Origin of the sequence: Brachybacterium sp. NBEC-018, assembly GCF_024860185.1 — a bacterium.
Classification (GTDB): domain Bacteria; phylum Actinomycetota; class Actinomycetes; order Actinomycetales; family Dermabacteraceae; genus Brachybacterium; species Brachybacterium rhamnosum.
The window spans coordinates 2,698,440-2,716,798 of record NZ_CP100650.1 but is presented as its reverse complement, the minus strand read 5'-3'; the positions used below and the strand labels follow the sequence as shown (position 1 = coordinate 2,716,798).

Annotated in this window: 17 protein-coding genes; 15 read left to right on the top strand and 2 right to left on the bottom strand. The window is 72.4% G+C overall.

Annotation, left to right across the window (positions count from 1 at the left end):
• Positions 1-19: 19 nt before the first annotated feature.
• From der to NLU66_RS12310, 7 genes are all read left to right on the top strand, one after another.
• Complete coding sequence (gene der, locus NLU66_RS12340; protein ID WP_259359968.1) at positions 20-2,236, top strand: bifunctional cytidylate kinase/GTPase Der; 2,217 nt, start codon at positions 20-22, stop codon at positions 2,234-2,236.
• A gap of 31 nt (positions 2,237-2,267) precedes the next feature.
• Positions 2,268-2,834, top strand: coding sequence for a TM2 domain-containing protein (locus NLU66_RS12335; protein WP_259359967.1), 567 nt, complete (start codon positions 2,268-2,270; stop codon positions 2,832-2,834).
• A gap of 28 nt (positions 2,835-2,862) precedes the next feature.
• The gene (locus tag NLU66_RS12330) at positions 2,863-3,336 is read left to right on the top strand and encodes an NUDIX hydrolase (RefSeq protein ID WP_137770840.1); all 474 of its coding nucleotides are present in this window, start codon (positions 2,863-2,865) and stop codon (positions 3,334-3,336) included.
• Positions 3,333-3,941 (top strand): hypothetical protein, encoded by a 609-nt coding sequence (locus NLU66_RS12325; RefSeq protein WP_259359966.1) that lies wholly within the window; start codon positions 3,333-3,335, stop codon positions 3,939-3,941. Before NLU66_RS12330 ends, NLU66_RS12325 begins: the two co-directional genes overlap by 4 nt.
• A 144-nt stretch (positions 3,942-4,085) precedes the next feature.
• Positions 4,086-5,480, top strand: coding sequence for an extracellular solute-binding protein (locus NLU66_RS12320; protein ID WP_259359965.1), 1,395 nt, complete (start codon positions 4,086-4,088; stop codon positions 5,478-5,480).
• Positions 5,477-6,415 carry a carbohydrate ABC transporter permease gene (locus NLU66_RS12315; protein ID WP_259359964.1) on the top strand — a complete coding sequence of 313 codons (939 nt, stop codon included), beginning with the start codon at positions 5,477-5,479 and terminating at the stop codon, positions 6,413-6,415. Before NLU66_RS12320 ends, NLU66_RS12315 begins: the two co-directional genes overlap by 4 nt.
• Complete coding sequence (locus NLU66_RS12310; RefSeq protein ID WP_416232157.1) at positions 6,412-7,341, top strand: carbohydrate ABC transporter permease; 930 nt, start codon at positions 6,412-6,414, stop codon at positions 7,339-7,341. Before NLU66_RS12315 ends, NLU66_RS12310 begins: the two co-directional genes overlap by 4 nt.
• Here the strand turns inward: NLU66_RS12310 and NLU66_RS12305 are convergent.
• Complete coding sequence (locus NLU66_RS12305; RefSeq protein WP_259359963.1) at positions 7,331-8,554, bottom strand: acyltransferase family protein; 1,224 nt, start codon at positions 8,552-8,554, stop codon at positions 7,331-7,333. The genes NLU66_RS12310 and NLU66_RS12305 overlap by 11 nt on opposite strands.
• Positions 8,555-8,675: 121 nt before the next feature.
• Here NLU66_RS12305 and NLU66_RS12300 point away from each other — a divergent pair, with 121 nt between their 5' ends.
• From NLU66_RS12300 to NLU66_RS12290, 3 genes are all read left to right on the top strand, one after another.
• Positions 8,676-9,926, top strand: a complete 1,251-nt coding sequence (locus NLU66_RS12300) for a sensor histidine kinase (RefSeq protein WP_259359962.1) — start codon at positions 8,676-8,678, stop codon at positions 9,924-9,926.
• The gene (locus NLU66_RS12295; RefSeq protein ID WP_259359961.1) at positions 9,923-10,546 is read left to right on the top strand and encodes a response regulator; all 624 of its coding nucleotides are present in this window, start codon (positions 9,923-9,925) and stop codon (positions 10,544-10,546) included. The genes NLU66_RS12300 and NLU66_RS12295 overlap by 4 nt, the downstream gene beginning before the upstream one ends.
• A gap of 116 nt (positions 10,547-10,662) precedes the next feature.
• A complete protein-coding gene (locus tag NLU66_RS12290; protein ID WP_259359960.1) occupies positions 10,663-11,592 on the top strand; it encodes an SDR family oxidoreductase in 930 nt (309 codons plus the stop codon).
• Between the two features lie 28 nt (positions 11,593-11,620).
• Here NLU66_RS12290 and NLU66_RS12285 read toward each other — a convergent pair whose 3' ends face one another.
• On the bottom strand, positions 11,621-12,496 hold the full coding sequence (locus NLU66_RS12285) for a formyltetrahydrofolate deformylase (RefSeq protein ID WP_259359959.1): 876 nt from the start codon (positions 12,494-12,496) through the stop codon (positions 11,621-11,623).
• 284 nt (positions 12,497-12,780) lie between these two features.
• Between NLU66_RS12285 and NLU66_RS12280 the strand changes: the two genes are divergently transcribed.
• From NLU66_RS12280 to NLU66_RS12260, 5 genes are all read left to right on the top strand, one after another.
• Positions 12,781-14,040, top strand: a complete 1,260-nt coding sequence (locus NLU66_RS12280; RefSeq protein ID WP_259359958.1) for an aspartate aminotransferase family protein — start codon at positions 12,781-12,783, stop codon at positions 14,038-14,040.
• A complete protein-coding gene (gene doeA, locus NLU66_RS12275; RefSeq protein ID WP_259359957.1) occupies positions 14,040-15,245 on the top strand; it encodes an ectoine hydrolase in 1,206 nt (401 codons plus the stop codon). Before NLU66_RS12280 ends, doeA begins: the two co-directional genes overlap by 1 nt.
• A gap of 12 nt (positions 15,246-15,257) precedes the next feature.
• Entirely contained in the window at positions 15,258-16,661 is a 1,404-nt protein-coding gene (locus NLU66_RS12270) for an NAD-dependent succinate-semialdehyde dehydrogenase (RefSeq protein WP_259359956.1), read from the top strand.
• 122 nt (positions 16,662-16,783) lie between these two features.
• Positions 16,784-17,263, top strand: a complete 480-nt coding sequence (locus tag NLU66_RS12265; protein WP_259359955.1) for an Ltp family lipoprotein — start codon at positions 16,784-16,786, stop codon at positions 17,261-17,263.
• A gap of 248 nt (positions 17,264-17,511) precedes the next feature.
• Positions 17,512-18,324, top strand: a complete 813-nt coding sequence (locus NLU66_RS12260; protein WP_259359954.1) for a hypothetical protein — start codon at positions 17,512-17,514, stop codon at positions 18,322-18,324.
• Positions 18,325-18,359: the final 35 nt, after the last annotated feature.

Below are 18,359 nucleotides of genomic sequence, written 5' to 3'. Positions count from 1 at the left end.
CGCCCCGTATCCTTGACGGATGCACACCAGCGCTCCCTCGACCGCCCCCGGCGGCGTGACCATCGCGATCGACGGCCCCGCCGGCTCCGGCAAGTCCACCGTCTCCCGCCTCGTCGCGGAGGCGCTGGACGGCGGCATGCTCGACACCGGCGCCATGTACCGGGCGGTGACCTGGTGGTGCCTCGAGAACGACGTGGCGCTGACCGACCGGGAGACCGTGGCGCGCGTCGCCGAGGCCCTCGACCTCGAGCTGGGGACCGACCCGGCCGGGGCGACCGTCGTCGTCGACGGCGAGGACGTGACCGGGGAGATCCGCAGCGAGCGGATCTCCCAGCAGGTCAGCGCCGTCGCCACCAACACCCTGGTGCGGCCCGTGCTCCAGCGCCGGCAGCGGGAGCTGCTGTTCGCGACCGCCGCCGAGCGCGGCAGCTGCGTCGCCGAGGGCCGTGACATCACGACCGTCGTCGCCCCCGACGCCGCCGTGCGGGTCCTGCTCACCGCGAGCCCCGAGGAGCGCATGCGCCGCCGCGCGCAGGAGCTGGGGCTCCCCGACTCGGAGGAGTCCCGCGAGCGCATGGAGGACCAGGTGCTGCGCCGTGACCGCGACGACGCGACCGTCTCCGAGTTCGCGACCGCGGCCGACGGTGTCCACGAGGTCGACACGACGGGCCGCGGCGTGGCCGAGGTCGTCGCCGCCGTGCTCGAGCTCGTCGAGCAGGCCCGCACCGCCACCGCCACTGCCACTGCCTCCGCCGTCGACGGCACTGCCCCTGCCGCCGGCGCGGCGGGACTCGACACGAGCGACGACGACGCGGTCGAGGCCGCCCTGCGCGCCGGTCTCGAGGACTTCGACCTCGACGCCGACGACCTCGCCCTCCTGGACGCGGACGATCTCGAGGACCTCGGGTACGGGGACCCGGCGCCGAACCTGCCGGTCGTCGCCGTCGTCGGCCGTCCCAACGTCGGCAAGTCGACCCTGGTCAACCGCATCCTCGGCCGCCGCGAGGCCGTCGTCGAGGACGTCCCCGGCGTGACCCGCGACCGCGTGTTCTACGAGGCCGAGTGGGCCGGGAAGGACTTCTGGCTCGTCGACACCGGCGGCTGGGAGGAGAAGGTCGACGGCATCGCCTACCGCGTCGCCGAGCAGGCGGAGGTCGCGGTCGAGCTCGCGGACGTCGTCATGTTCGTGGTCGACGCGAACGTCGGCATCACGACCACCGACGAGCAGCTGCTGAAGGTGCTGCGCCGCTCGCAGCGCCCGATCGTGCTCGTCGCCAACAAGGTCGACGACCAGCGCGGCGAGCTCGAGGCCGCCGCCCTGTGGAACCTGGGGCTGGGGGAGCCGTTCCCCGTCTCCGCCCTCCACGGTCGCGGCTCCGGTGACCTGCTCGACGCCGTGCTCGCCGTGCTCCCCGAGGAGGGCCGCGGCGACGCCGTCGACCACGGGCCGCGGCGCATCGCCCTCGTGGGACGGCCGAACGTCGGCAAGTCCTCCCTGCTGAACCGGCTCGCGGGGGAGCGGCGCGTCGTCGTCGACGACCTCGCGGGCACCACGCGCGACCCGGTCGACGAGAAGATCACCCTCGGCGGCAAGGAGTGGACCTTCGTGGACACGGCCGGCATCCGCCGCCGCGTGCTGCAGTCCTCCGGGGCGGACTACTACGCCTCGCTGCGCACCCGCTCCGCCCTGGACCGGGCCGAGGTCGCCGTCGTCCTCATCGAGGCGAACGAGCCGATCTCCACCCAGGACCTCAAGATCATCGACATGGTCCTGGAGTCCGGTCGCGCGCTCGTGCTCGCCTTCAACAAGTGGGACCTCCTGGACGAGGAGCGCCGCCACCAGCTCGAGTTCGAGATCGAGAAGGACCTCGGCCACGTCTCCTGGGCGCCGCGCGTGAACCTCTCCGCCAAGACGGGACGTCACGCGGAGAAGCTCGTGCCTGCTCTCGAGCAGGCGCTCGAGTCCTGGGACCAGCGCATCCCGACCGGGCGCCTCAACGCCTTCCTCGGCACGCTCGTCGCGGCGCACCCGCACCCGCTGCGCGGCGGCAAGCAGTCGCGGATCCTCTTCGCGACCCAGGCCCGGACGCGACCGCCGCGCTTCGTCATCTTCGCGACCGGCTTCCTCGAGCACGGCTACCGCCGCTTCATCGAGCGCCGCCTCCGCGAGGACTTCGAGTTCACCGGATCGCCCGTCGTGATCGGCGTCCGGATCCGCGAGAAGCGCAAGCGCTGAGCGGCGCCGGGTCGCCGGTACTGTGGTGCCCATGAGCTCCACGGACCCGCAGCGACCCGGTGACCACCCCGTCGACCCCTACGGAGCGCCGCAGCCCGGGGGCCGGGACCCGTACGGCGCGGGGTCGGGTGACCTGTCCTCCGGAGGACCCCAGGACCCGTGGGCCGCGCCCCCGCAGTCCGGCGGGTCGGCCGCACCGGCCGACCAGGACCCGTGGGCGGCACCGCCCGCGGAGCCCTCCTGGCACCCGGCCCCGGCGGATCCCTACGGCGGTGGTGTCCCCTCGGCAGGAGCCCCGTACGGCGGACCGCCCTACGGCGCTGCACCGCAGGGAGGGGCCGTGCCCGCGCCCCTCCACGGGGCACCCGGCCAGATCGGCACGAGCAGACTGCTCGCGGGGCTGATGGGGATCTTCCTCGGCGGCTTCGGCGTGCACCGCTTCCTGCTGGGGTACACCGCGATCGGCGTGGTCCAGATCATCGTCACGATCCTCACCTGCGGCGCCGGCCACCTGTGGGGCCTCATCGAGGGCATCATGATCCTCGCCAAGGCGGAGCCCTTCACCCGCGATGCGCAGGGCCGCCCGCTGACCGACTGACCACCCCCGGCACCTCCCGAGGAGCACCATGGCCACGCCCGAGTTCGTGCTCGCCCTGCGCGAGCGGATCGGCCACGCCCCGCTGTGGATGAGCGGCGTCACCGCGATCGTGCTCGACGCGGATCGCCGCCGGATGCTCGCCGTGCGCCGCGCCGACAACGGCGCGTGGACCCCCGTCACCGGCATCATCGACCCGGGGGAGGAGCCGGCGGTCGCCGCCGAGCGGGAGGTGCTCGAGGAGGCCGGCGTGCGCTGCCGGGCGCTGCGCCTGATCGACGTGAGGACCGTCGGCCCCGTCACCTACCCCAACGGCGACGTCGCCGAGTACCTCGACCTGTGCTTCCTGTGCGAGCACGAGGACGGGGATCCCCATCCCGCGGACGGCGAGAACACCGAGGCCCGGTGGTTCCCGATCGACGCCCCGCCCCCGATGAACGAGAGGTTCACCGAGATGCTGACCATCGCCCTCGCCGGTCGCCCCGAGGCGAGGTTCCGCCGATGAGGGACCCGCTGCCCGGGACGCAGGTGGCCATCGCCCTGACCGAGGACCCGCGGGACACGGCCGAGGTGCGCGTGCTGGCCGCGCCGCGCCGCGACCTCGCGCGCGACGGTGTGCTCTCCGCCCCGCTCGGCCCCTTCGCGGACGCGCTGCTCGTGGACGTCCACCGCGAGGGCCGCCTCGTGCTTCCCGGCGCCTGGGTGCAGCCCGAGGTGCTCGAGCGGGGGACCCCGCTCGCCCCGCGGCCCGTGCGCGCGAGCGACCTGCGCCTGCCCGCCGTGATCCGCGGCAAGGGCGCCGGCGCGGAGCTGCACTGGGGCGAGACGATCTGGCCCCTCTCCCTCGACGGCCACCTCGCGGTGCCGCCCGCCTCCCGGCCCTCGCCGCACCCCTACTCGCGGCTGCGCCGGCTCCTGCTCGTCGCGACCGGCCGCCGCGAGGAGGTCGCCCTGACCCTCTGGCAGAGCCCCTCCTTCGAGGTGCCCTGGCACGACGTGCGCCTGCTCCCGCGCGCCGAGCGCTGGTTCGAGCTCGCCCAGGTCCCCGCCGGCATGCGCTACGCGGACGCCGAGCAGGCCCAGGGCGTCGGGCGGGCCGCGCGCCGCTGAGCCCTGCGCGCGCGGCTCGCGCCTCCCGGCAGGCGGCGCCGCCACGCCGCCTCCTCCCTGATCATGTGATCCGCGCCATGGTCTGTGTAAGGTCGACGGGCGGTCCCGGACCCGGGCCGCCGTCACCGTCGACGAGGAGGACCCGTGCCCGCCGGTACCCCGATCCGCCCCCGCCCCGCGCGGCGCAGCTTCCTGCGCTGGAGCGCGGGCGTGGCCACGGTGCTGCCGCTGGGGGCCCTGGCCGGCTGCTCCGGCAGCAGCCGCGACCCCAGCACCCTGCGCATCGCCTACCAGCAGTTCGGCTCGAACACGATCAAGGAGAAGTGGATCCAGGGGGCCGCGAAGGAGTTCTCCGCGCAGAACCCCGATCTCGTCGTGGACCTCGTGCCGATCGTGGCCGCGGAGAACGACTACTTCACGAAGAACGAGCTGCTCATGAGCTCGCCCCGCACGAGCCCCGACCTCGTCTACGAGGACTCCTTCATCCTCCTGTCCGACGTCGGCGCCGGCTACCTGCAGCCGATGACGGACCTCGTCGAGGGCTGGGACCACTGGAAGGACATCGCCGACGCCTCCAAGCTCGCCGTCACCGGTGAGGACGGCGAGGTCTACGGCGTCCCCATCACGACGGACACCCGCGCCATCTGGTTCCACCGCGGCGTGTTCGAGGAGGCCGGGCTCCCCGCTGACTGGCAGCCCACCAGCTGGGAGGACATCCTCGAGGCGGCGCGCGCGATCAAGGAGTCCGACTCCGAGGCGACCCCGTTCTTCCTCTTCGCGGGCACCCCGCAGGGCGAGAAGGCCTCGATGCAGGGCTTCGAGATGCTGCTCTACGGCACCGGGGACGGCACCGGCCTCTACGACGACGAGACCAAGAAGTGGGTGCTCGGCTCGGCGGGCTTCGTGGACGCGCTGACCTTCCTGCAGACGATCGTCCAGGAGGAGCTCACGCTCCCGCTCGGTCAGCTGCTGGACCCGAACATCTCCGAGCAGATCTACACGCAGCTGCTGCCGGACGGGAAGCTCGGCATGCTCGTGGACGGCTCCTGGATCTCCCAGAACTGGACCGAGTCCGCCGGTCGTCCCTGGCCCGAGTGGCCGGACGAGGTGGGACTCGCGGACATGCCCACCCAGGACGGCGGCGGCACCGGGACGGTGACCCTCGCCGGCGGCTGGGGCCTGTCGATCCCGGACCACGTCACGGACCGTGAGACCGCCTTCGCGTTCCTCGAGGTGCTCGTCTCCACCGAGACGCTCGTGCAGTACGCGATCGCGGACAACCACATCACCGTGCGCTCCGACGTCGCCGAGGTGAAGGAGTACCTCGAGTACTCGCCGGCCGTCGAGTACTTCACGAACCTGCTCGAGACCGCGTACTACCGGCCCGCCCTGCCTGCCTACCCGGAGGTGTCCTCCGCGATCCAGGAGGCGATGGAGGCGGTGCTGACCGGCAGCGACCCGGCCTCCGCGGCCGCCGCGTACGACGCCACCGTGACGGACATCGTCGGCCCCGAGAACGTCCAGGAGGCGAACGGATGACCACCGCGACACCCACCACCACCGGCGAGCAGGTCCCCACGCCGCGTCGCCGCTCCCGGCTCGGGGACCGGCTGACGGCCGTCCGTGCCGTGCCCATGCTCCCGGCCGGGATCCTCCTGGTCGTGTTCATGCTCGGCCCGATCCTGTACTCGCTGTACCTCGCCTTCACCGACAGCGCGATCCGCGGCGAGGGCGCCTCGGACACGAGCTTCGTGGGCTTCACGAACTTCACCGACGCCTTCACCGACGCGGACTTCTGGAACTCCGTCGTGCTGACCCTGGTGTTCACGCTGATCTCCGCCGTGATCGGCCAGAACGTGCTCGGCATGCTCCTGGCCCTGCTCATGGAGCGCGCGAACCGGGTCATGACCTTCACGGTCACTTCGATCGTCATCGCGGCGTGGATCCTGCCGGAGGTCGTCGCCGGCTACCTGCTCTACACCTTCTTCGCCGACGGCGGCAGCCTGAACACGCTGCTCACCTCCGTGGGCCTGCCCGGGCAGGACCTCCTGTTCAGCGCCCCGATCATCGCGGTGTCCTTCGCGAACATCTGGCGCGGCGCGGCCTTCTCGATGCTCGTCTACTCCGCGGCGCTGAGCTCGGTGCCCGGTGACGTGTACGAGTCCGCGGCGCTCGACGGCGCCGGCCCGGTGCGGCGCTTCGTGTCCGTGACGATCCCGCTGCTGCGGCCCGCGATCGCCACGAACCTCATGCTCACCACACTGCAGACCCTCTCCGTCTTCGGCCTGATCTTCATCATGACCGGCGGCGGTCCCGCCCGGCAGAGCCAGACCCTGCCCCTGTACATGTACGAGCAGGCGTTCTCGTACGGGCAGCTCGGCTACGGCACCGCCGTGGCCCTGCTGCTCCTGCTGATCGGGGCGCTGGCCTCCGTCGCCTACCTGCGCCTGCTGCCGGAGGAGGACAAGCGATGACCGCCGCCGACCCGACCGCCACCGCTCCCGCCGCGGGTGTCCGCGACGACGGAGTGTCCTCCGCCGCCGCGCCGCGTGACCCCCGTCCCCGCCGTCGGAAGGCCAGCCGCGCCGCCGGGACCTCCCTCGCGAGCACCATCGCGATGGTCGTCATCGGGATCGTGTTCCTGGTGCCGCTGCTGTGGGTGGTCCTCGCCTCCTTCGACACGGAGGCCTCGCTCTCCGTCGCCTGGCCGAAGCGCTGGAGCCTGGACAACTACGCCGCCATCTGGAACACGGAGACGACGTTCCGCCCGCTCGCGAACTCGCTCGTGCTGTGCGGCGGGGCCACGATCCTCACGATGGTGACCGCGGTGCTGTGCGCCTACCCGCTCTCCCGCTACCGCTTCAAGGCCAAGCGCCCGCTGCTGCTGACGATCATCTTCTCCACGGGCCTGCCGATCACGGCGATCATGATCCCCGTCTACTCGATGTTCGTGCAGGTGAACCTCATCGACTCGATGGGCGGGGCGATCCTGTTCCTCGGGGCGAGCTCGCTGCCGTACGCCATCTTCCTCACCAAGGGGTTCATGGACGGGGTGCCGCTCGAGATCGAGGAGTCCGCCTGGACGGAGGGCGCCGGGGTCTACCGGACCCTGTGGTCCGTGGTGCTGCCGCTCATGCGCTCCGGGCTCGCGGTCGCGACGATCTTCACCTTCGTCTCCATGTGGGGCAACTTCTTCGTGCCGTTCATGCTGCTGCTGAGCCCGGACAAGCTGCCCGCGGCCGTCACCCTGTACACCTTCTCCTCGCAGTACGGGCAGGTCGCCTACGGACAGCTCGCGGCCTTCTCGATCTTCTACTCGCTGCCCGTCGTGGTGCTGTACCTCTTCCTGGGCCGGAACCTGGGCCAGGGCTTCGCCGCCGCCGGCGGCGTCAAGGGGTGAGCGCGGCGTCGGCGCGCGGCTCCCGGGCCGCGCGCCGACGCCCGAGCGCTCGCGGCCGACGGTGCCCGTTCAGCCAGGCACCCACCCAGGTGCTGCGTACCAGCAGGTCGTAGCTCAGCAGCAGCACGGCGAGCACGACCGCGAGGGCCACGACCAGCTTGACGACCAGCGGCAGCGCCAGATCGGCGAGTGGGATCTCCACGAGCAGCAGCAGCGGGAAGTGCACGAGGTAGATCCAGTACGAGGCGTCCGCGAGATAGCGGACGGCCGGGATCTCCCGGCGCACGAGGCGGGCGCTGAGGCCCAGCAGCCCGTAGACCCAGGTCCACCCGGCGAGCGCGGCGATGACGGCCACGAGCAGGGCGGGTGAGCCCGGGGGCACGAGGATCGCGGCCGTGCTCAGCACGGCGGCGGCGATCAGGTGGAGGATCCATCGGCCCTCGAGCCGGGGGAGCGCCTCGGGCCGTGCCCGCAGGAACCAGCCCGTGAGGAACGCCCCGGCGTAGGCGACGCTCGCACCGGGCACCGGCACCAGCGTGTACGGCTCGGTGATGCTGGCGAGCCCGTCCCCCTGCAGCAGGAGGCCCGCGGCGTAGGGCACGGCGGCGAGCAGCACGCCGAACGGGGAGGCGAGCACGGAGGAGATCCGCGCGGACCAGCGCCCGGCCCGCTCCGCGCCGAGCACTCGGATCGTGACGGCGCGCAGCGCGAGGACGACGACCACGATCTCCAGGAGCAGCAGCAGGAACCACAGGTGCATCGTCGGCAGCGCGAGCAGTCCGGTGGGCGATCCCGCTGCCGGCTGCGGGGCGGCGACGGGACCGAGGTCGCGCACGGCTCCGTTCAGCACGAGGGCGGCGACCATGAGCGCGAAGAGCCCGGGCCAGAACGCGACCAGCGGGAGCCCGATCCGGGTGAGCCGGTCGCGCAGGTAGGCCCCGGCGCCGCGGCGATGCAGCACCATGCTGCCGAAGTAGCCGGCAAGCATCATGAACAGCACCATCCGGAACAGATGGATCACCGCGACGACGAGGATCGCCGGCATCGAGTCGATGTCGTCGTTCACGAGCCAGAGATCGCCGGGGGCGAAGGGCATGAGGGCGTGCAGCAGCACGCCGAGCAGGAGGGCGCCGCCGCGCAGCGCATCGAGATGGTGCAGGCGGGTGGTCGGAGCGGGAGAGGGGGCGGGGGCGACGGCGGGTGAGCGGGCCATGGCCCCAACCTAGGGACGCGCCCCACGGCGACGCCTCGACCGATCGGCAGCCCGGACCTCCACCGATCGGTGGAGGGCAGGGTCCTGGCGCCGGGCGTCGCCGCGGGGGAGACTGGCGGCCATGGACGCCCCGTCCGCTCCGCCGTCGCCGCGCGCCGTCGCCCCCGACGTCCCTGCATCGAGCCCGGCGCGCCTGTTCACGGCACCCACCACGAGCGGCCGCTTCGTCGTCTGGCTGCCGCCGCTCCTGCTCGTCGTGTCCTGGCTGCTGGGCCTGATGACCGTGGGGTTCTGGCTCACCGCGGAGCAGATCACCTGGGCGCTGGTCCCCACCGGCGTGCTGCTCGTGCTCCGGGCGCTGCTGGAGGCGCTCCTGGCCCGCACGGGTCCCGGCAGCCCCGCACTGGGCGTCCTCTACGTGCTGCACCTGCTGCTCCTCGTGGTGCTCACCGCGCTGAACCCGCTCGCGAGCGTCTACGCCTTCGTCGGCTATCTCGACGGGCCGAGGTTCGTCAGCGGCGCCGCCGTCCCCGCCGTCCTCGTCGCCACCGCGTTCCTCTCCGCCCTGGGCCAGGTCGGCGGGCCGGCCTCCGCCGCGAGCGTCCCCCTCATCTACGGCGGGCTGGTCGCGGTGAACCTGCTGATCGCCGGGGCGATGAGCTACCTGTCCTGGGAGCGGGAGCGCACGATCGCCCAGCGCGAGGAGGCCCTCGCCGAGCGGGACCGCACCGCGCAGGACAACGCCCGCCTGCAGCAGGAGCTCGTGGACCGCGCGCACGATCGCGGCGTCTCCGCGGAGCGGGAGCGGCTCTCGCGGGAGATCCACGACACCGTCGCCCAGGGGCTCGTGGGTGTCATCCGCCAGCTCGAGGCCGTGGGGGACGGGCTCGGCGCCGCGGAGGGCGAGCGGGTGCGTCGGGCGGAGGAGGCGGCCCGCGACTGCCTCGTGGAAGCGCGGCGCGCGGTCGAGGCGCTCTCCCCGCATCAGCTGGACGGGGCCCGCGCGAGCGAGGCCCTCGGGGGCATCGTCGCTCGCTGGGCGCGCACGCACCGGGTGGTCGCCACCTTCGACGCGGACGACGCCCCCGCCGAGGTCGCGCACGGCCCGGTCATGCTGCGCGTCGCCCAGGAGGCGCTCGCGAACGTGGCCCGCCACGCCGGGGCCGGGACGGTCGCGGTGACGTTCGGCTCCACGGCCCGGGGGCAGCTGCTGCGGGTGCAGGACGATGGTCGGGGCTTCTCCGCGTCGACGGCGGTCGCCGGCCACGGCCTGCAGAACATGCGCGAGCGTCTGCGGGAGGTCGGCGGCACCCTGACGGTCACGTCGGCGCCGGGGGAGGGCTGCACCGTCAGCGCCGAGGTGCCGCGATGACGGGGCCCGTGCGCGTCGTCGTCGCCGACGACCATCCCGTGGTGCGGGACGGTCTGGTCGCCATGCTGGGCGCCGACCCGGGGATCGAGGTGGTGGGCACCGGGTCCGACGGCGCGGAGGCCCTCGAGACCGTCGCCGCCACCCACCCCGACGTGCTCCTCCTGGACCTGCGGATGCCGGTCATGGACGGGGTGGCGACCCTCCGCGCGCTCGCCGAGCAGGAGGGACCCCGCCCGCGGGTGCTCGTCCTCACCACGTACGACACCGACCACGGCATCCGTGCCGCCTTCGAGGCCGGGGCCGACGGCCTGCTGCTCAAGGACGCCCGCCGCGAGGAGCTCGTGCGCGCCGTCCACGACCTCGCGGCCGGGGGAGCGGTGCTCACCCCGAGCACTCTCGCGGTGCTCGCCGCCCCCGCGGCGCCGTCGGCGGCGCTGAGCCCGCGGGAGACGGACGTGCTGCGCCTCGTCGCGGAGGGCTGCACGAACCGCGCCGTCGCCTCGCGGCTCGGGATCGGCGAGGCGACGGTGAAGACGCACCTGCTGCACGTCTACGAGAAGCTCGGCGCGAGCGACCGCGCCTCCGCCGTGCGCACCGCCTGGGAGCGCGGCCTGGTCTGAGGAGGACCCCGCGTGACCCACCGACCGGTCGTCCGGGGCGCGGGACGCGATGGGGGCGCACGGCATAGCGTGGCACCGCACCCCTCGATGCACCCGCCCTCGACGAAGGAGCCGTGATGACCGAGAAGAACAGCACCCTGGACCCGCACGTCGCCCGGCGCGCACAGGCGCTCTCCACCCGCGACGGCGAGCCGTCGTTCCCCGCGCAGGACCAGCAGCCGCCCGGACTCACCGCGCCCATGACCCCGGTCCCCGACCACGGCGAGGAGAGCTACGTGGGTCATGGCCGGCTCGAGGGGCTCTCCGCGCTCATCACCGGCGGCGACTCGGGGATCGGCCGCGCCGTCGCGATCGCCTACGCCCGCGAGGGCGCCGACGTCGCGATCTCCTACCTCCCCGAGGAGCAGGAGGACGCCGAGGAGACGGCCCGCTGGATCCGCGATGCCGGCCGTCGCGCGCTGCTGCTGCCCGGCGACATCCGGGAGGAGGACACGGCGCGGTCGCTCGTGACCCGCACGGTGCAGGAGCACGGAGGGCTCGACGTGCTCGTGAACAACGCGGCCTTCCAGTGGGGCCGCGCGGAGCCCCGCGGCCTCGCGGGCATCGACTCCGCGCGCCTGCACCGCACGCTGACCACGAACCTCGAGGCTCTGTTCTGGATCACCCAGGAGGCCGCGCCGCACCTGCGCGCGGGATCCTCGGTGATCAACTGCTCCTCGATCCAGTCCTACGACCCCTCGGTGCCGCTCATGGACTACGCGGCGACGAAGGCCGCGATCAACAACGTCACCGTGAACCTCGCGGCGGACCTCGGCCCGCAGGGGATCCGCGTCAACGCGGTCGCCCCGGGACCGATCTGGACCCCGCTGAACGTCGCCACGCGCGTCAGCGACGACTACGTCGCCTTCGGCGGGAACACACCGCTGGGGCGCGCGGGCCAGCCGGCGGAGGTCGCGGGGGCCTTCGTGTTCCTCGCGAGCCCGACGGAGGCGAGCTATGTCTCCGGCACCGTGCTCGGCGTGACGGGCGGTCGCCCGGTGTTCTGAGACCGCCCGGCCGCCCTCGGCGTATCGCTCAGCGGAAGATGACCGTCCGGGTGCCGTCGAGCAGCACGCGCGACTGCGAGAACCAGGTGACCGCCTGGCGCAGCGTGCGCACCTCGGCGTCCTGGCCGATCGCCATGAGCTCCTGCGGGGAGCGGGTGTGGTCCACGCGGATGACGTCCTGCTCGATGATCGGGCCCTCGTCGAGATCGCTCGTGACGAAGTGCGCCGTCGCGCCGATCTGCTTGACGCCGCGGGCGTGCGCCTGGCGGTAGGGGTTCGCGCCCTTGAAGCCCGGCAGGAACGAGTGGTGGATGTTGATGCAGCGCCCTGCGAGCTCCTCGCACAGCTCGGGGGAGAGGATCTGCATGTAGCGCGCGAGCACCACGAGCTCCACGTCGTGCTCGACGACGGCCTCCCGCACCCGGTCCTCGAAGGCGGCCTTGGCGCCCTCGCCCGTGGTGGGCAGGTGCTCGAAGGGCACGCCGTAGAACGAGGCGAGCGGCTCGAGCGTGGGGTGGTTGGCGAGGATGAGCGGCACCTCGATCGGCAGGTGGCCCGCGTCGATCTGGAACAGCAGGTCGTTCACGCAGTGCTTCGCGGTGGAGCCGAGGATCAGTGTGCGCACCGGGCGGGCGACCTCGTCGAGGCGGTGCTCGATCCCGAAGCGCTCCACGACGGGCGTGAGCGCGGCGGCGATCTCCTCGGGGGAGGCCGTGGTGGTCAGCTGGAGACGCATGTAGAAGCGCTGGGTGGCGCCGCTCTCGAACTGGCGGCTCTCCGTGATGTTGCCGCCCACCTCGACGATCGCGCCGGTGACGGCGTGGACGATGCCGGGTCGGTCCTCGCACACGAAGGTGAGGACGTACTCGACGGTGGGGGAGGCGGCGGCGGTGGGACTGCTCATGGCGGGAAGTCTAGGAGGGAGGCCTGCGCGGCACGGAGGGCGCCGCAGGGCGGACCTCCCGAATGGGGCCCAGCTCACGCGGCGGCGTGGACCTACCGATCGTTCGGTCCCCTGACCTGCCGGGGGAGATGCGGGGGCGACGGGGGAGCCGGGGTCGCTTGACGGGGTTCGCGACGGGGGGTGAGGGTCGACACACCGGCCCGTCCTTGCCAGATGAGGCGATCTTCGCTAGGGCCGGGAGTGGAGATCGGGATCGCCCACCACCCCGTCACGAGAGGTCTCCCATGGACACCAGCGTCTTCGAGGACCACGAGTCCACCATCCGCGGCTACTGCCGGAACTACCCCACCGTGTTCGCCTCGGCGTCCAACGCGCGCCAGGTCGACGAGGACGGGAGGTCCTATCTCGACTTCTTCGCCGGCGCGGGCGTGCTGAACTTCGGGCACAACGACCCGGCCATGAAGGAGGCGCTGATCGCCTTCATCCAGGCCGACGGCGTCGCCCACGGCCTGGACACCTACACCACCACGAAGCGCGACTTCGTCCGACGCTTCCAGGAGGTGGTCCTCGCGCCTCGCGGCATGGACCACCGGATGCAGTTCATGGGCCCCACCGGCTCCAACGCGGTCGAGGCGGCGATGAAGCTCGCCCGCGCCGCGACCGGGAGGCGGGAGCTCGTCGCCTTCAGCCACGGCTTCCACGGCATGACCCTCGGCTCCCTCGCGGCGACCGCGAACGACGCCTTCCGCCAGTGGGCGGGCGTGCCGCTCGAGAACATCCTGCGCCTGCCCTTCGAGACCGCCCCCGGCGGGGACACCGCCGTCGCCGAGTACGCGGCCGCGCTGCGTGACCCCTCGAGCGGGCTGCTGCCGCCCGCGGCCTTCCTCGTCGAGGTGGTCCAGGCCGAGGGCGGCGTCAACGTCGCCTCGGAGGAATGGCTGCACGAGGTGCAGGACCTCGCCCACGAGGTGGGCGCCCTGTTCATCATCGACGACATCCAGGCCGGCGTCGGACGCACCGGCGGCTACTTCTCCTTCGACGGGATGGACCTGGACCCGGACATCATCACGCTCGCGAAGGGCCTCGGCGGCTTCGGCACCCCCATCGCCATGAACCTCAACAAGCCCGAGGTGGACGAGCACTGGGCGCCCGGCGCCCACACCGGCACCTTCCGCGGGCAGGGGCTCTCCTTCGTCGCGGGCACCGTCGCGCTCGACCGCTTCACCGACGAGGAGTTCCTCGCCGGGGTGCTGAGCAAGGGGGAGACGATGCGGGAGCGCCTCGAGGCGATCGCCGCCGCGCACCCCGACCGCGGCTGGGAGGTGCGCGGTCGCGGGATGATGCAGGCCCTCGACACCGGGGACGGCGCCTTCGCCAAGCGCGTGCAGCAGGCGGCCTTCGAGGCGGGCCTGCTGATCGGCCCCTGCGGGAGCGAGGGACGCGTGATCAAGCTGATCCCGCCGCTGACCATCCCCGAGGACGACCTCGACGAGGGCCTCGACCTTCTCGAGCAGGCGATCACCACCGCGACGGAGGCGGCCTGATGCGCCGCCGGGAGGACATGACCTTCCCGCCGGAGGAGTACGAGCGCCGGCTCGCGGAGCTGCGCGGGCGGATGGCGGAGCGGGACCTCGACGTCGTCGTGATCTCCGACCCCGAGAACCTCATGTACCTCACGGACTACCAGACCACCGGCTACTCCTTCTTCCAGGCGCTGATCGTGCCCCGGGAGGACGAGCCGGTGATGGTGACCCGGGCGATGGAGGAGTCCAACGTCGTCCACCGCACGTGGGTGGAGCTCACCCATCCCTACCCGGACTCCGGGGACGCGATCCGCGAGCTCGTCGCCGCGCTCGAGGAGCGGGGGCCGGGCGATGCCCGGGTGGGCTTCGAGCGCAACAGCTACTACTTCCCCGCCTATCAGCAGGACCGCCTCCACGACGCCTACGGGAAGGGACTGGTGGACTGCTTCGGCATCGTCGAGCAGAGTCGCCTGCGCAAATCCCCCGCGGAGATCGCCGTGATGCGCCGCGCCGCCGTGGCGGCGGAGGCGGGGATGAGCGCGGGGATCGAGGCCGCGGTCCCCGGCGCGAGCGAGAACGACGTCGCCGCCGCGATCTCCTCGGCGATGTTCCGCGCGGGCGGGGAGTTCCCCGCGGTGATGCCGTACGTGACCTCGGGGCCGCGCTCGATGATCGGGCATGCCACCTGGGAGGGCCGGACGATCGAGAAGGGCGACCACGTCTTCCTCGAGATCGCGGGCTGCTACCGGCGCTACCACGCGGCGCTCATGCGGACGATCGTCACCGACGCCCTCTCCCCGTCGATGCGCAGCGCGCAGGACACCATGAAGGAGGCGCTGGACACGCTGCGCTCGCGCATGGGCCCCGGGATGAGCGTCTCCGAGGTGGATCAGATCGTGCGCACCGTCATCACGGCGAACGACGTCGGCGCACGGCTCGTGACGCGCGCCGGCTACTCGATCGGCATCGCCTTCCCGCCCAGCTGGGACGAGGGCTACATCCTCTCGCTCATGGCGGGGGACCCCACCCCGCTCGAGCCCGGCATGACCTTCCACGTCATCCCCTGGATGTGGGGCGTGGACGGCGACAAGACCGTCGGCACCTCGGACACGATCGTCGTCACCGAGGACGGCTGCGAGTCCCTCTTCACCCTTTCCGAGGACTTCGCCGTCCCCGGCGGGTCCCCGCACGGCTCCACCCCCGACCTCATCGCTCGCGCGAGCTGAGAGGAGAGCACCATGACCCCAGCAGAGACTGCGGCCCCGTCAGCCGTCCTGCGCGTCGTCGACCCGACCACCGAGAGGATCGTGCGGGAGGTGCCGGCCGCGACACCGGAGCAGATCGCCGCGGTGATCGACCGCTCCCGCGCCGCGTTCGCGACCTGGTCCGCCACGAGCCTCGAGGAGCGCGCCGCGGTGATGCGCGGCGTCGCCGCCCACCTGCGCGAGCACGTCGAGGAGCTCGCCCCCGTCATGACGGAGGAGATGGGCAAGCCGATCACCGAGGCGCGCGGCGAGGTGGTGAAGTCCGCCTGGGCGGCCGAGCACTACGCCGACCACGCCGCGGAGTACCTCGCGACCGAGCACCTGGACTCCGATGCGACCTCCTCCTACGTCCAGCACCTGCCGCTGGGCCCGGTGCTCGGGATCCTCCCGTGGAACGCCCCGTTCTGGGTCGCCTTCCGCTTCTGCGCCCCCGCGCTCATGGCGGGCAACACGTGCGTCATGAAGCACGACCCGCACGTGCCCGGCTGCGCGACCGCGCTCGAGGAGGCGTTCCGCGCGGCGGGCGCGCCCGAGGGCATCTTCCAGGCCGTCCACGCCGCGACGGAGGACGTCGAGCTGATCATCCGCGACCCGCGGATCAGGGCGGTGTCCTTCACCGGATCGGACCGGGCCGGGGCCGTGGTCGCCGCGACCGCCGCCTCGGAGATCAAGCCGGCCGTGCTCGAGCTCGGCGGCTCCGACCCGTGCATCGTCCTCGCCGACGCGGACCTCGGGACGGCCGCGGACGTCACGGCGCTGTCCCGGATCATCAACGCGGGGCAGTCCTGCATCGCCGCGAAGCGCGTGATCGTCGAGGACTCCGTGCACGACGAGTTCGTCGCGCTGCTGCGCGAGCGGCTCGCGGCGCTCGTCGTGGGCGATCCGCGCGAGGAGACCACCCAGGTGGGGCCGATCGCCCGGGCGGAGCTGCGGGAGAACCTCCACCGACAGGTCACCGAGTCCGTCGCCGCCGGCGCGCGCTGCGAGCTCGGCGGGGAGCTGCCGGAGGGACCGGGCTTCTTCTACCCGGTCACCCTGCTCACCGAGGTGCGGCCCGGGATGACGGCCTGCTCCGAGGAGACCTTCGGCCCGGTCGCCGTCGTGATCCGCGCGGCGGACGCCGAGGACGCCCTCGCGATCGCGAACGACACGCCCTACGGGCTCGGCGCCGGGATCTGGACCACGACCGAGCGCGGCGAGGAGATGGCGCCGCGCATCGAGGCGGGACAGGTCGCCGTGAACGGGATCGTGAAGTCGGATCCGCGGCTGCCCTCGGGCGGGATCAAGCGCTCCGGCTACGGCCGCGAGCTGGGCCCGCACGGCATCCGCGAGTTCACCAACGCCCAGCAGGTGTGGGTGGGACCCGTGCGCACCTGAGGCGCTTCGCCCCGGTGCAGGAGCAGGCAGGACCGGTCACCCGGGCCTGCCTGCTCCTGCGCCGTCACCGAGCGGTCCGCCGGCTAGGGTGCGCGCTGATCGTTTTCGTCATCGTCATCATCGTGATCGTGCTCAGCGCCGCCGGCGGCGGGGGAGACAGCGCGAGCGACGCGCCCGTCGCGACCGTGGAGTCGACCGCCGGGTCGGAATCCACCGCGCCGGAGGAGACCACCGAGGAGGCGACGACGACGGAGGAGGCGGCGGAGGAGAGCACCGAGAGCGGGTCCTCCGAGGTCCCGGAGGAGGGGGAGAACGCCCTCGCCTCGGCGGAGAGCTACATCGAGATCATGGCCTTCTCGAAGAAGGGTCTCTACGACCAGCTCACCTCCGAGTACGGCGACCAGTTCCCTGAGGACGCCGCGCAGTACGCGGTCGACAACGTGGAGGCCGACTGGAACGCCGAGGCCCTCGAGGCGGCGAAGACCTACCAGAGCGAGATGTCGATGTCGAAGGAGGCGATCCGTGACCAGCTGACGTCGGAGTACGGCGACCAGTTCACGGAGGAGCAGGCGCAGTACGCCATCGACCATCTGGACGGCTGATCCACCGCAGGTGGGTCACGACGGCCCGCAGGAGCCGCGCACATGACGCGATCCCTGCGGGCCGTCGTGCGTCTCCCGGCGCGGGCTCTGGCGGGTCGGCTCCCTCTCCTCTGTCTCTCCTCGGTCGAGAGGAAAGTTTGAGGTCCGCCCATATGGTGAATGACGGACTTGTCCGTCTCCGTCGCTGTTTGTATTTTCCTGCCATCCCCTTCACCACCACACATCGCCATCGTGAGGAGATTCGTCTGATGTCTGGTCACCCGACGATCCGCCGTCGCACCGCCCTTCTCGCCACCGGATGGGCGATCCCCACCGCCGCTGTGGCCGTCGCCGCCCCGGCCTACGCCTCCAGCTGCTGCATTCCGCAGACCGTCGGGTTCGCCGATGACGGCTGGTCCGGGATCATCGATGTCGAGGGGCGGCACGGCGACACCGGCTCGTACAACGCCGGTGGGACCGCGAACGCCGGCAGCGGTGACTACGTCGACACGGGGCACCTCGTGGACGGCAAGGCGCCGTGGTCCTCGTGGTCGGACCAGGCGAACTCGGCATACGCGAACGGGCACACGTCGCTCAGCTACCGGCTCACCTATCCGCTGACGGTCACGGCGGGCTGCTCGCTGACGTTCACCATCCCGGTGTCGATGGCCTTCGCCAACAACAACCGCCAGACGAGCATCGAGCAGCTCATCGACATCTCCGTCGGCGGCACGACCCTCGCCCGCACGACCACGAGGACCGAGCCGTACGCCGCGTCCCAGTACTACCCCGACAACTCCGTCGCGGCCACGGACGTCAACACGGGCAGCTCCGCCGTGGTCCGGGCCGACGGGCGCACCGTCCTGTCGAGCACGACGAGGACCACCATCTCGTTCACGTACACGCCGACCGAGACCGGCACCGTCGACCTCGACGTCCTGTTCACCCGGGCGACGAACGCGACCGGGCAGGTCCGGCTGTCGATGAACACCCCGCCGGACACGGTGCTGACCTCGGCCAACTCGCGGACGGTCGGCAACGACAAGCTGTACGTCTACCCGATCCAGATCGGCTGCCCCTGAGCAGCAGCCGGGCACCCGACCCGTGTGGTCCGCGG